At 49.2% G+C, this 15865-nt stretch carries 11 protein-coding genes; all 11 read left to right on the top strand.

The annotated features are described in order from the left end of the window. The first annotated feature begins 21 nt into the window (after positions 1-21). The 11 genes from L1N85_RS07895 to L1N85_RS07845 all read left to right on the top strand — a co-directional run bounded on the left by L1N85_RS07895 (position 22) and on the right by L1N85_RS07845 (position 15673). The gene (locus tag L1N85_RS07895; RefSeq protein WP_235236884.1) at positions 22-510 is read left to right on the top strand and encodes a hypothetical protein; all 489 of its coding nucleotides are present in this window, start codon (positions 22-24) and stop codon (positions 508-510) included. Between the two features lie 112 nt (positions 511-622). Continuing rightward, positions 623-904: an alpha/beta-type small acid-soluble spore protein gene (locus tag L1N85_RS07890; RefSeq protein ID WP_235236876.1), complete on the top strand. Its 282-nt coding sequence runs from the start codon at positions 623-625 to the stop codon at positions 902-904. A gap of 157 nt (positions 905-1061) precedes the next feature. Beyond that, positions 1062-2276, top strand: coding sequence for a methionine adenosyltransferase (gene metK, locus L1N85_RS07885; protein ID WP_235236874.1), 1215 nt, complete (start codon positions 1062-1064; stop codon positions 2274-2276). A 161-nt stretch (positions 2277-2437) separates the two neighbouring features. Beyond that, positions 2438-3397, top strand: a complete 960-nt coding sequence (locus L1N85_RS07880; protein WP_235236872.1) for an Abi family protein — start codon at positions 2438-2440, stop codon at positions 3395-3397. Positions 3398-3448: 51 nt separating this feature from the next. Beyond that, positions 3449-3796, top strand: coding sequence for a hypothetical protein (locus L1N85_RS07875; RefSeq protein WP_235236870.1), 348 nt, complete (start codon positions 3449-3451; stop codon positions 3794-3796). A 36-nt stretch (positions 3797-3832) separates the two neighbouring features. Next, a protein-coding gene (locus L1N85_RS07870) for an IS630 family transposase (RefSeq protein WP_235236868.1) occupies positions 3833-4973 on the top strand; the annotation gives its coding sequence in 2 pieces (ribosomal slippage) (positions 3833-4272 and positions 4271-4973; 1143 coding nt in all). Positions 4974-5488: 515 nt separating this feature from the next. Continuing rightward, complete coding sequence (locus L1N85_RS07865; RefSeq protein ID WP_235236866.1) at positions 5489-9901, top strand: Ig-like domain-containing protein; 4413 nt, start codon at positions 5489-5491, stop codon at positions 9899-9901. 185 nt (positions 9902-10086) lie between these two features. Next, entirely contained in the window at positions 10087-12798 is a 2712-nt protein-coding gene (locus tag L1N85_RS07860) for a stalk domain-containing protein (RefSeq protein WP_235236864.1), read from the top strand. Between the two features lie 77 nt (positions 12799-12875). Next, on the top strand, positions 12876-14036 hold the full coding sequence (locus L1N85_RS07855) for a sensor histidine kinase (protein ID WP_328285181.1): 1161 nt from the start codon (positions 12876-12878) through the stop codon (positions 14034-14036). Positions 14037-14040: 4 nt separating this feature from the next. Continuing rightward, positions 14041-14772: a response regulator gene (locus tag L1N85_RS07850; protein WP_235236863.1), complete on the top strand. Its 732-nt coding sequence runs from the start codon at positions 14041-14043 to the stop codon at positions 14770-14772. A 439-nt stretch (positions 14773-15211) separates the two neighbouring features. Beyond that, complete coding sequence (locus L1N85_RS07845; RefSeq protein ID WP_235236861.1) at positions 15212-15673, top strand: hypothetical protein; 462 nt, start codon at positions 15212-15214, stop codon at positions 15671-15673. The last annotated feature ends 192 nt before the right edge of the window (positions 15674-15865 follow it).

Genomic DNA, 15865 nt, shown 5'->3' with positions numbered 1-15865 from the left:
AGAGTGAGAGGAGACTAACCAGTGAAACAAAATGTAGTACGCGGATTGGTAGCTGCTGTATTAATAGGTGCAGGTGTGTGGGTTGGCGTTAACTTTGCTTCGCCTATAGAGGCGGAATCGAATACGCTCACCCCAGGCTCCATTGAGGACCCGGTCGTGACTAAGAGCTATGTGGATGAGCAGTTTGCGAAGCTGTCAGGGGGCTCTGACGGCGGCGGTACGGGGACCGGACAGGATGTTGCCTTAGAGGTTGTTTCCGTTCCAGCCGGCAAGACGTTAATGGCTGGTCAAGGTACGGAAGTTATTGTGCGTGTAGGACAGGCAATAGCGTATAGCTCAGATTCAAACGGTATATCGGATCTGACGGCAGGCGCGGATTTAAAGAGCGGCACGGTCGTGCCGAAAAATCATTTGATGTTGTTCCCGCGTGAAGGCCGGGGTGTTTTGCCGGATCCAGCGCAACCGAACGGCTTGACGGTACTGGTAAGAGGCAGCTATTCCATCCAGTAATATCGATTGTTTAGAACATTTTACCCGAACTGACAATAGATTATACGCTTCAAAAAGAATGTAAGGATGCACAATACAAATGTGTTCCTATATTCTTTGGAGGTGTCATTCAATGAGTCGTTCGAATAAGGTGGTAGTGCCGACATGTAAAGCGGCTTTAAATCAAATGAAGTATGAAATCGCTGCAGAATTTGGATTAATGTCAGGCGGCTATGCCGGCGGCGTTCAGGATACGGAATTTGCGGGTGAGCTCGGAGCAACGGCAGGCGCTGCAGGCGGACAAAGCGTACACTGGTCTTCCCTGTCGACACGTCAAGCGGGATCGGTCGGCGGAGAGATCACGAGAAGGCTTGTTTCGCAAGCGGAGAGTGTGCTGGGCGGATACCAATTATAGCCTAAAAAACCCGGCGTCCATTGACACAAAGCGACATTTTCGGTATCATACTGTTTTAGAAGAGTTGTCTAACAACCTTTTCCTTCGGGGAAAGGTTCATTTTTTGTGTAGAATGTTTGCACTTATATCATACTAAGGTTGTAGGAGGTTGATACGGATGTCGGTCAAAGGACGCCACTTGTTCACATCGGAATCAGTTACAGAAGGCCATCCCGATAAAATTTGCGATCAAATTTCAGATGCTGTCCTGGATGCATTCCTTGAAGCAGATCCATATGCGCGTGTCGCTTGTGAAGTTTCTGTAGCAACAGGTCTTGTTTTGGTTATTGGTGAAATTAGCAGCAGCGCGGATTATGTGGATATTTCCGCAATTGCTCGTCGTACGATCAAGGAAATTGGTTATACGCGTGCAAAATACGGCTTTGACTCCAGCACATGCGCAGTACTTACGTCGCTAAATGAGCAGTCGGCAGACATCGCGCAAGGCGTTAACGCTGCGCTTGAAACTCGCGATGGCAAAGATATGAAGCAAGAGAACGAAGATATCGGTGCAGGCGACCAAGGATTGATGTTCGGTTTTGCAACGAACGAGACGCCTGAGCTTATGCCGCTTCCAATCGCATTGTCGCACCGCATCGCGCGCCGCTTGTCGGAAGTGCGTAAGAACGAAACTTTGGGTTACCTTCGTCCGGACGGCAAGACGCAAGTTACGGTCGAATATGTTGACGGCAAGCCCGTTCGCGTAGACACTATCGTTGTATCGACGCAGCACGCTGAGGAAATTTCGCTGGAGCAAATACAAGCGGATATCCTTGAGCAAGTCATTAAACCAGCGGTTCCTGCGGAATGGCTCGATGCGGAAACGAAATATTTCATTAATCCGACAGGCCGTTTCGTTATTGGCGGACCTCAAGGCGATGCCGGCTTGACTGGCCGCAAAATCATCGTTGACACGTATGGCGGCTACGCTCGTCATGGCGGCGGCGCATTTTCCGGCAAGGATCCTACAAAGGTTGACCGTTCGGCGGCGTATGCCGCTCGTTATGTAGCGAAGAATATCGTCGCAGCAGGACTTGCGGACAAATGCGAAATCCAATTGGCATACGCAATCGGCGTAGCTAAACCGGTATCGATCAGCGTCGACACATACGATACAGGCAAAATCGACGAAGATAAGCTCGTTGAGCTGATTACAAGCAACTTTGACCTTCGTCCGGCAGGCATTATCAAAATGCTTGACCTTCGCCGTCCGATCTACGCGCAAACAGCTGCATACGGACACTTCGGCCGTACGGATGTTGATCTTCCTTGGGAGCGCGTCGACAAAGCAGAAAAGCTTAAAGCAGACGCTGGCGTTAAAAGCGGCGTTTAATCGATGAGATCGCAATTTGTTTAAGAACAAGTTGCTTTTAGAATAAATTTCAAAAAAATAAGCATATTGACATATCCCTTTGCATAAAATAAAATGATCTTAAGTGATCAGGCCCATGTTCCTTACGAGGACTGGGCTATTTTTATTTTAGGAAGGTTATTATGAAACCATTCAAAACGTTTAGACAACAATTAAAAATATTAAGGGCAAGAGGACTAGTCATTAACAACGGAGCCAGAGCAATAAGAATACTGGAAACCGAAAATTACTATTCCTTGATCAACGGGTATAAGGACATATTTCTCCAATTGGACAATACCAAGAAATTGGTTTCTCCGGAACATTTCAAAATCGGTGTTACATTTGAGGAGATTCATCACTTATTCTGTTTTGATCGTGAGTTGCGAAACATACTCATTGAATATTTATTAAAATTTGAGAGTAGTGTGAAGTCAAAGATATCCTATCGCTTTTCAGAAAAATATGAAGATCCTAATGCCTATTTGCAAATGGCCAGCTACTCAAGGAATTCTGATAAACTAAAGAAGATACTACAACTAATTGCTACCATCTCGAACCTTATTTCAAAAAATGCTGATCGAAATGGTCCGATTAAGCACTATTTGGACTGTCATAAGGGAGTACCAATCTGGGTTTTGGTAAACTATTTAACAGTTGGGAATATTCAATATTTTTATGATTGTTTAGACCCTTCTTTACAAAACAGTATTGCTAAGGATTTCGCAGTGCCATTTAATAGAACTTATAAACTCAGAGTCCAATTCACTGCTGATGATTTGATGAATGTATTAAAAACAGTCACATATTTCAGAAATGTTTGTGCGCATGAGGAACGCTTATATAGCTACAACATTCATAAGCCAGCAAAAAGTGCACAATTATCGAACCATTTAAACATAAATAATTCATATTTGCTCAAAGGCAATGTATTCACAGTGGTTTCTTTTCTAAAGCTAGTAATTAGTAAAGAAGATCATAAGTCGCTCGTAAGACGTCTAAGAAAATTGTTCGAAACTTATAAGTCTAGAATCACATCGGTAAATGTGACAGATGTGTTGAATAAAATGGGGTTTCCAAGTAACTGGGATAGTTACTATTAAATATGGCAATGACTGAGTCTGATTGTTATATTTATATTAGGAGGTTGAAAGATGCGCGAGGAGAAGATAGATTTACTACTACAAAAATTCGAAGGCTTTGAATTAGGTTTAAAGGAAATAGCAGCTAATATTGGTGGGCTAGAATCAGGATTGAGTGAGATCAAACAGATTGCTACGGCAATTCGAGATCGACAGGAAGAAACGATCACACAGCCGGAGGTTTTAGACCATGATTTTCATAGGATTATAGAAGAAATCTCAGAATTGAAGAGAGGCCTAGCACGCCAAGAAAAGATAGTAGGAGCTCTAGCGGTTCGTTCATTGGAGCAAGAGAGTCATATTCGTGAATTAAGAGGATTAACTAGTAGTCTCTCAAAACTAATAGTAGAGAATGGCTAGATATGGTATGATAATGCCAAAAAGAGGAATATAACGATGCGTCCTATAAAATACCCAGTCCGTTTGTCGATTGAAGAACAAACGAGCTTACAAGCCGTTATTTCGAAAGGAAAATCATCAGCCCGCGCCATCCGACGCGCTCATATCCTGCTAGCTGCCGACGAAAACCGTCCGGGCGGCACACTTAAAGAACAAGAAATCGCTGAACGAATGCAGGTCCATGTCAACACAGTTCATACCACTCGAAAAGCCTATGTGAAGCAAGGGTGGGAGGCAGCGATCGGGCGAAAACAACGAGTAACGCCGCCCGTTGCTCCCAAAGTAACGGGCGAAGTGGAGGCCAAGATCATTGCACTCAGTTGTAGTACGCCTCCGACAGGCAGAAGCAGATGGACGCTGGATTTACTGGCAGATCGGGCGGTAGAACTTAAATACATTGATAGTATCTCGCATGAGTCGGTAAGGCAAGTTTTAAAAAAACGAACTTAAACCCCACCTTCGTAAATGCTGGTGTATTCCACCTGAACAGAATGCTGCGTTTGTCGCAGCCATGGAAGATGTACTGGATGTGTATCAACAGCCTTATGATCCCGACTGTCCCGTCATTTGCATGGACGAAAAACCCTATCAATTACTGGATGAAGCCAGACAACCTATTCCAATGAAACCAGCCAAGCCTCTGCGCGAGGACAGCGAGTACGTCCGCAACGGGACGTGCAGCATCTTCATCTTCACGGAACCTTTAGCGGGTTGGCGCCATGTAGCGGTAAGTGAACGGCGGACCCGGATCGATTGGGCGGAGCAAGTTCGAGAATTACTGGAGGTACATTATCCGCAAGCTCCAAAAATCAAGCTCGTTATGGACAATTTGAACACGCATTCTATAGCCTCTCTCTATCAGGCTTTTGAACCTGAAACGGCCCGCCGCTTAGCCAAACGCTTGGAGATTCATTACACGCCTAAACATGGCAGTTGGCTTAATATTGCTGAGATTGAACTTAGCGTGATGACGAGCCAATGTTTGGGCCGTCGAATTCCTTCTCTTGCAGAATTAGCTGACGAGTTGTCCGCATGGGAGCATTCCCGCAACCAGTCCCAGAAGGGTGTTGACTGGCAGTTTACCACCAATGAAGCAAGAATCAAACTAAAACGCCTCTACCCACAGTTTAAGGATTGATTAGGTACTAGATCGATCAAATAGGAAAACTTAAGCCCGCTCCCCGCAGGAGGCAGGGCTTTTATTGTTAGTAAGCTTCAAACAACCTGCAGATCGTATTCCCTCACCGCCATTTCCGCCATCCTACTCCAGCACTCTGAAGCAAATTACGAAGCAACCTCACTGATTAATGAAGCTAACCTCACTTCAGACGCTACCTCGGACAAGCTCGCACCAAATAGTGAGTTAAACCTCATACGCCGTGAAGCTGCCTTCATGGGGAATGAGGTTTAACTCATTAATCCCGCTAAGCAGCAATAAACCCCTATTAGCAGTGAGATTGCCCTCACTAATTAGTATAGTTACCTCACTCCACCACACCAGCATGTAAATAGCAAGCAGCAGTAAACGTTCTTCCATCCACCAGCAACCAGCAATCCAATCATTCGACACAAAAAAGAGGTTTAACCTAAATTTTTCATGCACGGAAGCCGACAAATAAAGTACAGGTGTAATTTTTTGAGGAGTGAAATGAAATGAATCGTACCAGCAAGCTGTCCTTGTTCATCGCCGTCATGCTGTTGCTTCAAACTAGCTTGTCTGGATGGTCTGCTGGACTTCAGGATGCAGCAGCTGCTCCGGCAGGTCCGGTAAAGCTTAGCCTAAGTCCAGCCGATGATTTGATTAATGTGCCCATAAATACGGATTTGAAAATAACTTTTGATGAAAGCATTAGAAAAGGCACCGGCTCGGCCTTCGTGTCCATTGTTGAATACGGATCGAACAGGGTGCTTGAAAGCATCGATGTATCAACCAGCCGGGTCATTCTTGAGGATAATGAGCGCGCGGCTAGAATTGTCCTTGATAAGACAACTGCGGCGAGAAGATTGGAACTGAATACGAACTATTACATCTTGGTTGATGAGGGAGCTTTCGTCAATGTGTCCAACGGTGCAAGCTATGCCGGAATAGACAATGCAAGCGAATGGAATTTCCGTACAGTGACTCAGGTGGACACAACAAGACCATTCCATACGAACAGACAGCCTGCAGGCGGTAATATATCGATTACGGCGCCGATTGAAATGACGTTCGATGAACCGGTGTATGTCGCGGGCGGTATTATTCAAATAACCTCCTTGGAGGATAATCGGTCGATAGCCGTTACGTCGAGCGCAGTGACAGGCAGCGGCACTTCAACCATTGTCATAACGCCGCCGGCAGTGCTTCAGCCGGAAACGGATTATACGGTGACAATTCCGGGTACCGCATTTCAGGATGCGGCTGGCAATCTGTATCAGGGTTCTTCTTGGACCTTTACGACCGCGAGAGCGCCCGTGAATGTGAATGCACCGTTCTCGCCGGCGGATAATGCGACTTCCGTGCCGATAAGCTCGCCGCTTACGATTACGTTCGACCAGAACGTACAGGCGCGTCCGGGCAAAAATATCGAAATAAGAAGAGTCGGCAATAATACGCTTTTTGAAAGCTTTCTTGCAACATCGCCGCGCGTTGCCGTAACGAATAGTCAGGCGGTCGTTTCGCCGTCCGTTCCTTTTGAGGCGAATACGGCTTATTATGTTTTAATCGATGCGGGAGCTTTTACGCAGTCTACTGATACGAATCTATGGTATCACGGCATATCGAGCGCGACGGTTTGGAATTTCACTACCGGTTATGGAAATGATAGTTCCGCGCCGTACGCGACGGCTTATTCTCCTGCGAATAACGCAGTCGTCGCAAGTAAAAACGCTTTGCTGCAAATCACATTTAGTGAGCCGGTGTTCCCGAGCAGCGGTGAGATTGAAATTAGGGAAGTCTCCACGAATGCGCTATTCCGATCGATACCGGTCATATCGGAGCGAGTGGCGGGCGGGGGTACGAATCAGCTTACGATTGATGCGAACAAAGCGGTTAGCGGCGAGGCAGCGAAAGCTTTCGTCAATAATACGAAATATTATGTAAAGATAGGAAACCGTGTCATTCGGGATGCCGTTGGCAATTACTACGGAGGCATGTCATCCACCGGTACATGGTCATTTACTGTGACGCAGGATACGATCAGTCCAACGCTTACCTTATTGAATCCTTTGAATAATGCGACATTAGTCGGGCTGAGCAGTACCTTCTCCGCTACGTTCAGCGAGCCGGTTAAGATTGGGGCAGGCTCGACCGTCAACTCGATCAGGTTCATCCCGGCCAGCGGAGGTTCCGCAGGCATTGTAGCCGGCAGCTATTCGGTAGACAGCTCCGATAACAGGAAGATAAACATTACGCCAAATATGCCTTTAATCTCTAATACGGCCTACTACGTATATATGGACGCGAACGCGGTCACAGATATGGCCGATAACGCATTCGCGGGCATATTGAATGAATACCAATGGACGTTCCGGACGTTTGGCTCCGACACGGCTGCGCCGGTGCTCAGCAAGCTTCAATGGAGCGGTTCGACGATTACGATGTTCTATAACGAGGCTTTGAATGCTGACGTGATCCCTTCAACGGGAAGCTTCTATGTGACGGTTAACGGAGCGCCGCGTGCCGTAAGCGGCATCCAGATTCGAGGCGAGTCCGTCCTGCTTACGCTTATGAGCCCGATTGTTGCGGGGCAGCAGGTTGAGCTGTCCTATTCCAAAACGACGCCCGGACTTATTCAGGACCTTTCCGCGAATGAAGCGGCGAGCGTCAGTCTTCAGGAAGTGACGGGCGCGCAGGATAATACGCTGCCCATATTAGTTAGCGGGACCGCTTCGGGCAGCGCGATTACGTTAGTTTTCAGCAAGGATCTGGCTCCTGTCAGCAGCAATGCGTATTTGCAATTTACGGTTAATATCGGCGGGGTTAACTATAGCGCAACGTCGATCTCGAGCACAGGCAATAGCGTGCTGCTTACGGTAAGCGGCACGATCCAAAATTATCAGAACATCAAGGTGTCCTATTCGCCAGGCTCTTACGCGCTGCGGGATATGGCGGGCAATTATTTGAACGCGATTACGAACTACAACCTGTACAGCGTACCGGACACCAGTGCGCCTAGCCTGCAATCGGTAACCGCGAGCGGTTCTGTCGTTACGCTGACGTATAATAAGATTTTAAATACGGCAAGCGTGCCTTCAGTCGGACAATACAGCGTATTGATCAATAATATTGCGCGCTCTGTCGTGCAGGTCCAGGTGTCAGGCAACGGGGTATTCCTGACATTGTCGTCAGCCGTCGCATCAGGAGAGGTTGTCACGGTATCCTACTTGGCCTCGACCACGCTGGTGATTGACCTGTCAGGAAATCCGGCTCCTTCCTTTAACCATGTCTCCTCGGGCGGAAGCACCGGCGGAAGCGGCGGCGGACAGACGGGCACGATATACGGAGCGATTGTAAAAGGAAGCGTATTGACCCTTAACTTTGGCGAAAGTCTGAATAGCGGTTATGTGCCTTCGACCGTGCAGTTTTTCGTCAAGGTGAATGAAACGATGAGAACGGTATCCAGCGTTTCCATCAGCGGGAATTCTGTCGCGATGACGCTTGCGTCTCCTGTATCCATAGGCGATATGGTTTATGTCACCTACTATTCCACGTCTTCCGGCTTGCGCACAAATAATGGAGCGACCGTTAATAGCTTCGCCAATATTGGCGTCGCGAATCAAACGACGATTCTGGACGGGTTGTCCGGCGATTATGAAGCAGGCGACGGCGGCGGCATCGGCTTGAAGACGACAACGGCGACGACGTCCACCGACGTATCCCCGGCGGGCGTTCAGGCCAACCGTTACACGGTGATGAGCGATAGGGTGCTTACGGCATACCAGACGGCCCGTACAGCGGGCTTGCCGAATCCGCGCGTAGTCTTTAAAGTGCCGTCAACCGAACGCGCAGCTATCGTAGCGATTTCAATCGGCACGCTCGATAACGCGTACCGCTTGAATGCGAATTCGGTCTTTGCGGTTCAGTATGGGGATTCCACTTACGAGCTGCAGCTGAATGCGAAGGATTTCACGGATATTCAAACTCTGCTGAACGGGTACAGCGATTCGGGCCAGCTGCTTATACGGATTGATCAAGGCCTGTCTGCGCTGACGAACAATCTCAACGCGAAAATTAGCAGCTCGAACTCTCAGCTTCTGGCAGGACCTTATCATTTCGATGTAACAGCCGTTAATGGCACAGTACAGAAGCCGTATAACGAATTTAACGGTTATGTGTCGCGTACGATCCAAAATTATCAGACGATAGATGCCAGCCAGTCGGCCGTCGTATGGTTTGATCCGCAGACAGGCGGTTTGTCCTATGTGCCGACCGAATTCACGACCAGCGCAGGCAAGACGGTCGCGACCTTTAAGCGCCAAGGAAACAGCTCGTACGCGCTGATCAGGAATACGTCAAGCTTTGCGGACGTATCCTCACACTGGGCGGCAAGCACGATCCATACGCTGGCGCGCAAATTTATTGTCGAAGGCCGAACGGCGTCGAGGTTTGAGCCGCAGAAGGCGATTACGCGCGGCGAGTTTGCGGCATATATAGCAAAAGGGCTGGGTCTTGGCGGCAATAAGACGGCCGCAGCCAAGTTCAAGGACGTGAACGCAAACACGGCGATGGGGGTATACATCGGATCGGCATCATCAGCCGGAATTGTGATGGGCAATACCGACGGCACCTTTAAACCAAACAGCCTGATTACCCGTCAGGAAATGGCTGTCATGTTGATGAGAGCCGCCGCGGCGGCGGGTCTAAACGTCCAGCTTCCGCAATCGGCCGCCTCTTATTTGCAAACATTTAAGGATCGGGGCAAAATCGGCTCCTATGCACAGACGGATGTCGCGAAAGCGGTATATCTCGGCATCATCAATGGCAAGACCTCGGCGACGGTCAGTCCGCTGACGAATGCGACGAGGGCGGAGGGCGCGGTCATGCTCATGCGTTTGCTGCAGAAGGCGAAGTTCATGTCTCCATAACGTCCAATTAAAAATCTCTATTCAAGCCGTATCGGCGCGAATAGAGATTATTTTGTAGGTAAATGGACATAGGTAAAAGTGATTAGCTGGGCAATATTGATCATTCTCTTTTATTGGCCGTAACTTTTCCAGCCATTTGGTAGTCTATAACTAATAGATTAGAGGATGGGAGAGTTACTACAATAATGGGTAAGGTTGAAAGCAGCATCGGACGGAAGACGGAAAGTATCGGAAAAAGGGTTATTGTCGTATTGTTAGGAGGTGCTTTGCTGGCACAGCCAATCGCTTCCATCATGCCAAGCGGCTGGCAAACGGCAGTCATTGAGGCTGCGGATGCGGCCGCGGCGAGTGCATCTGCGCTAAAGCTTAAGGAGCAGGCATTCGTCACGGCAGGAGCAAAGCGGCTCGATTATGTCTGGCACACGACGCGGGGCAGCTCCAAGGTCCAGACCGATGTTCATGTCATAGAAGTGGATTTAACAAATCCGTACGTATCCTTAAACGTGATCAGCGGTAAAAATAATAGTATCGGGCAAGTGAACAGCATTCTGAACATGAGCAAGGAAAACGGAGCGGTAGCGGCGATCAATGCCGACGTGTTCGTTATGGGCACCGAAGGGGCGCCTCTGGGCGCACAGGTTTCGGGAAGCATGATCATGTCCAGTCCGGCAAGCCTCACGGGCATGTATGCCTTCTCCGTGTCGAAGGACCGCAAGCCGTCAATCGACCATTATACGTTCGAAGGCCTGGTCACGGCAGCGGACGGTTCGACATTCCCGCTGGAGGGCGTTAATCAATCGGCCTACTATCCGGAAACGAACGGCGCCCAATATAGCCATGTGAATGTGATGTACATTTACACAAGCGCTTGGGGAGGTGCGGAAAGACCGAAAAATTCCTTCACCAAGCCGACAGAGGTATTCGTTCGAAACGGCGTGATCGAGGCCATCTCGATCAATGAGGCGATTCCCGGCCAAGTGCCGGCCGACGGCTACATTCTGCGTACGCATGGAACAGCGGCTGCTTATGTGAAGGAGCATTTGAAGGTCGGAGAGCCCCTTGTCGCCGACTATTCCCTCGTTTCGCAAACGACGAAAGTGAAGGTAGACCCCGCTTCCCTGGAAATGCTGGCGGGCGGCCATACGCTGCTCGTAAATAACGGGGCGGCAAGCGCATACTCTCGCGATGTTGCGGGTGTTAGCGGCTCTTCGTACACGTCGCGTTCAGGAGTCGGATATTCGAAGGACGGCACGAAGGTATATTTGATCACGAGCGAGCGGAACGGCGGCAATACGGGTTTGAATCTGAAGGAGCTGCAGCAGATTATGGTTCAGCTTGGCGTCGACAAGGGCGTAAACCTCGACGGCGGAGGCTCCACGACGATGGTTGAGCGTCCTCTCGGAACGACCTGGCTCCAGCTTGCGCATCCGACGCAATACGGGACGACGCAGCGCAGCGTAGCGAACGGCATCGGCGTATTCACGTCCGCGCCGGAAGGCCAGCTGAAGGGCATTTCGGTGAGCGGCTCCAAAGTGCTTTTCATCGGGCAGCAAGCGTCCTACTCCTTGCGTAGCTACGACACCTACTACAATCCAATCGCCGTGGACAATACATCCGCGGTATGGAGCAGCACGAAGGCTGTCGGTACCTTCGAGGGCAATACGTTTACGGCGGCCAAAGCCGGCAAAACGTCGCTCAGCGTTAAATCGGGCGCGATCTCGACGCAGTACGAGGTAGAGGTAGTCGGGAAGGATCAGATCGCTTCGCTAACCATTGATAACGCAGTTGGCTCGCTGTCCAAAGGCGCTACAACAGCCGTACCGCTTACAGTCAAGCTTAAGAATGGCAATTCGTATAAGCTTAGCGGCGACTCCGTCGAGTGGCAGTTCATCGGATTTACGGCCGTTCAAGAGGGCGACAGCCTGACGGTGGAATCGGTTGACGCCGGCGTAAGCACGGGCTACGCGATTGCCCGTTACGACGGTTATGCGGCGATGATTCCGTTCACGCAGGGCGAAACGGTCATGACGTTCGAGGATTTCGAGAAATCGACCTACGCGATCACCTCGGAGGTGACGCCTGCCGAAACGAAAGGCAGAGTGAAGCTGGTATCGGATCTCCCGGAGCAACCATCTCCGCGGGCATTGCAGCTTGATTACGATTTCACGAACGGCACGGGCACGAAAGCGTCCTATGCTGCATTTGGTTCAAACGGCCGTACCTTGCCGGGAGCGCCCATCTCCATGACGGTCGATCTGTATAGCGACAACAGCTTGAATTGGGTTCGGGCAGAGTTTCTGGATGCGAACGGAAAAGCTTATTTACTGAACCTTGCCAAACAGCTGGATTGGGACGGTTGGAAGACGGTCAAGGTGAATTTATCTTCAGACGGCATGAAATTTCCGGTGAAGCTGAAGCGGGTTTACGTCGTTACGCTTCCTGAAGTCCAGGATGAACGGGCGGCAGCGGGCGCGATCGCACTCGATAATATGAAGCTGCAGTATTCGCCGACAGCTGCTACCGATACGAATGCCAAGATCGAAATGAACGTTGGCAATACGACGGCCACGCTTAACGGCAAGTCGTTTAAGCTGGATTCCGCACCGATTCTATTAAACGGAGTGACCTACGTACCGATTCGATTCGTTTCGGATGCGATGGGAGGAAGGCTGCTCTATGACGGGAAGAAGGGTCAGGTGACTGTGCTCCGCGGCAATATCATGATGGAAATGACGATTGGCCAAAAGGATCTCAACCTGAACGGCACCCTTCATACGTCTGAAGTAGCGCCGATTATTCGAAATAGCCGAACGTTAATCCCAATCCGCTTGTTCTCTGAGAAGCTTGGACTCAAAGTTGGGTACGACGGCAAAACGAAAAAGATTACCATCGATTAACGATGGACGAATCCTGACCAAAGTGTGGTATGATATAATAGATTAACCTTTAAATAGAGAAAGGTTGCCGATCTGTTGTGGACCACCTTACAGTCGATATTAATCGAATAATTAAAAATGCCATCGCCGTCATGGAAGACAGTAAATATCAAATATATGAGATATGCGAATCTGCGCGCACGGAGCTGGATTCGCTTGAGCAGGAGCTGGAGAACGTCCTTCAGGAAACGATGAAGACGATCGATAAAGTGGATCAGCTTGAGCAGGACTATCGCCGCGCGCGCATTCGCTTAACGGAAGTAAGCCGGGATTTCGTGAAGTACAAGGAAGAGGATATCAAGACGGCGTATGAGAAAGCAACGCAAATCCAGCTCGATCTCATGGTTTACCGCGAGAAGGAATCTTACCTGAAAGCGCGTCGGGACGATTTGCAGAAGCGCGTCCGCAATGTCGAGAATTCCATTGAACGGGCTGAAACGATTGCTTCGCAAATCAATGTCGTGCTTGAATATTTGGCAGGGGATCTGAACCAGGTTACCCGCATTTTGGAATCGGCCAAGACAAGACACCTGCTAGGCCTGAAGATTATTTTGGCTCAAGAGGAAGAGCGTAAACGGATCGCCAGAGAAATTCACGATGGTCCCGCGCAGTCGCTTGCCAATATCGTCCTGCGCACAGAAATTGCGGAACGTATGCTGATCAAGCAGGAATTTGTGATGGTACAGGAAGAATTAGTAGATTTGAAGGGACAGGTTCGTTCCGGGCTGGAGGAAATACGCAAAATTATATTTAATTTGCGTCCGATGGCGTTGGATGATCTGGGGCTTGTGCCGACGCTTCGCAAATTTACGCAGGATTTCGAAGAGAAAACAAAAATACATACCGTATTCGAACTTACCGGTAGGGAAGCCCGAATGCCGTCTGCGATGGAAGCGGCGATTTTCCGCCTGGTACAGGAAGCTTTCACCAATGCATATAAGCATGCGAGCGCTTCCCACATCATTCTCGAAATCAACTTTCGGCCCGAGCATATCTCTCTCGTCATACAGGACAACGGCGTTGGCTTTCGCAGCGATTGGATTGAGCAGGACGCGGGAAACAACACGCATTTTGGACTGGTGGGGATGAGAGAACGTATCGAGCTGATCGAAGGAAGGATGGATATAGACTCAAATCCCGGACAAGGGACGAAGATTATGATAGATATTCCAACAACTTCCGAATCTAGAAAGGAGTAAGATAATGATAATCCAGAAACCTGCAAGCAGTACGCAAACCATTAAAATTTTACTGGCGGATGACCATCAGCTGTTTCGTGAAGGACTCAAGCGTATTCTGAATATGGAAGACGATCTGGAAGTCATTGGCGAATGCGGAGACGGCATTCAAGTATTAGAATTTTGCAATCATATTATTCCGGAAATCGTATTGATGGACATCAATATGCCGATCGAGAACGGCGTAGCCACGACCGAGCGTTTGAAGAACATGTTTCCGGACGTGAAGGTTATTATTTTGTCGATTCATGACGATGAGAGCTATGTGTTCGAAACACTGCGCAAGGGTGCGACAGGCTACCTGCTGAAGGACATGGAGGCGGAATCGCTTATTAATGCTATTCGCTCCGTCGTTCAAGGCCATGCCTACATTCATCCGAAGGTAACGGGCAAGCTGATTAATCAGCTTCGCCGTATGACATATTTGGATGAGATGGGCATCGTATCGGGTGCGGCTGCGGCTCAAGAGCCGGGCGTGAAGTTCGTTGCGGGCGATGAGAGTCCGTTGACGCGCCGGGAGGCAGAGGTTTTGCGGCTTATGGCAGAGGGCAAGAGCAATAAGCTTATCGGAGAGTTCCTGTTCATCAGCGAGAAAACCGTTAAGAACCATGTCAGCAGCATTTTGCAAAAAATGGAGGTCGACGACCGCACGCAGGCCGTCATTCAATCGATCAAATATGGCTGGGTTACGCTGTAACGGCCTTGCAGATTTGCTGCGTTTTACATATAACGAAAAATCCCGTATCGGTTGATGCGGGATTTTTTTTTGGACTGTGGGAGGGCGTTCATTTATTGCGGTTTGTGGCTGATTATGGATTTTTTTAAGGCGGGAAAGTGCTTTTTAATTTCTTTGCTCCACTATCCCCTTAACTCAGGAAGGAAAAAATGGCGGTTCGAAGAGGATAGAATGTTGAGTGGACGGGATAAACGATTGCAGGCTATCGTTACTGAGCAGAAGGGATAGTGGAGCAAGGATGAAAAAGTCTCCGGGGCTGCCTTTGAGGCGGCGCCGGAGACGCCGGGTTAAGCTAAGGATGGCGGTTGGCGGAGAACGTACAATTCGTCTTCTTGTCCTATTTTGACGGAACCAGTGGGCGCTTCGCGGCATATAGTGTCACAAAGAGGAGGTGACCGCCATGTTAGAGATTCTATTTCTAATTATTGGCTGTTATGCTTTGGCAGCATTGTCGGTGCATCTGGCTTACCGGGCACGCAAGGGAAAGAAGGAGTCCGGCAAGCATTATGTGCTGGTCGCTGATGATAAGCAGAACAACATAGAATGGTATGTTCGTTCGATGTTTTCATTTTCGCGGCGGATGGGGACGGATGTTAGGCTGACGATCGTAGATCAAGGGGTAAACGAAGAAACGAAGACGATTGTTGACCGATTGGCCAAGGACGGCAGCGGGGTGAAGGTGCATCCAAAGGATGGCGTTTCTGTATCGGGCAAGAAGGGCGGTAAACGGTCTCATTCAAAAGAACTGGACGGTACACAGCTGCTATGGCTGCTGGAGGCGGAGGGCGTCGTCTCGCAAGCTGACCATGCGGTGCTTATTGATTTGCAAAATCCGGCGGATTTGTCGAAGATGCCGTTCTAGTATATACTTTAGGCTAGTTCAATATTCCGAGTGAAGCACACTCCATGGCGCTTGATGCGTTTAGGGGTGTGCTTTTTTTTATGCGTTTAAAAGGACAAGGAGCCATTCCTGTAATGAAGTAATTTGAGCTTTGAGCAAAAAAGCGCCACTTGCTATACTAGGAAGCGTTCCGGACAAGAACAAATCCCGTAT

The sequence above is a fragment of the Paenibacillus alkaliterrae genome (genome assembly GCF_021532375.1).
GTDB lineage: Bacteria > Bacillota > Bacilli > Paenibacillales > Paenibacillaceae > Pristimantibacillus > Pristimantibacillus alkaliterrae.
This window is presented reverse-complemented; position numbering and strand designations above follow the sequence as displayed.

What these genes read in the sequence shown, in the direction of transcription:
- L1N85_RS07890 (WP_235236876.1), top strand. Translation starts at nt 623, where the DNA reads ATGAGTCGTTCGAATAAGGTGGTAGTGCCGACATGTAAAGCGGCTTTA.
- metK (WP_235236874.1), top strand. Translation starts at nt 1,062, where the DNA reads ATGTCGGTCAAAGGACGCCACTTGTTCACATCGGAATCAGTTACAGAA.
- L1N85_RS07880 (WP_235236872.1), top strand. Translation starts at nt 2,438, where the DNA reads ATGAAACCATTCAAAACGTTTAGACAACAATTAAAAATATTAAGGGCA.
- L1N85_RS07875 (WP_235236870.1), top strand. Translation starts at nt 3,449, where the DNA reads ATGCGCGAGGAGAAGATAGATTTACTACTACAAAAATTCGAAGGCTTT.
- L1N85_RS07865 (WP_235236866.1), top strand. Translation starts at nt 5,489, where the DNA reads ATGAATCGTACCAGCAAGCTGTCCTTGTTCATCGCCGTCATGCTGTTG.
- L1N85_RS07860 (WP_235236864.1), top strand. Translation starts at nt 10,087, where the DNA reads ATGGGTAAGGTTGAAAGCAGCATCGGACGGAAGACGGAAAGTATCGGA.
- L1N85_RS07850 (WP_235236863.1), top strand. Translation starts at nt 14,041, where the DNA reads ATGATAATCCAGAAACCTGCAAGCAGTACGCAAACCATTAAAATTTTA.
- L1N85_RS07845 (WP_235236861.1), top strand. Translation starts at nt 15,212, where the DNA reads ATGTTAGAGATTCTATTTCTAATTATTGGCTGTTATGCTTTGGCAGCA.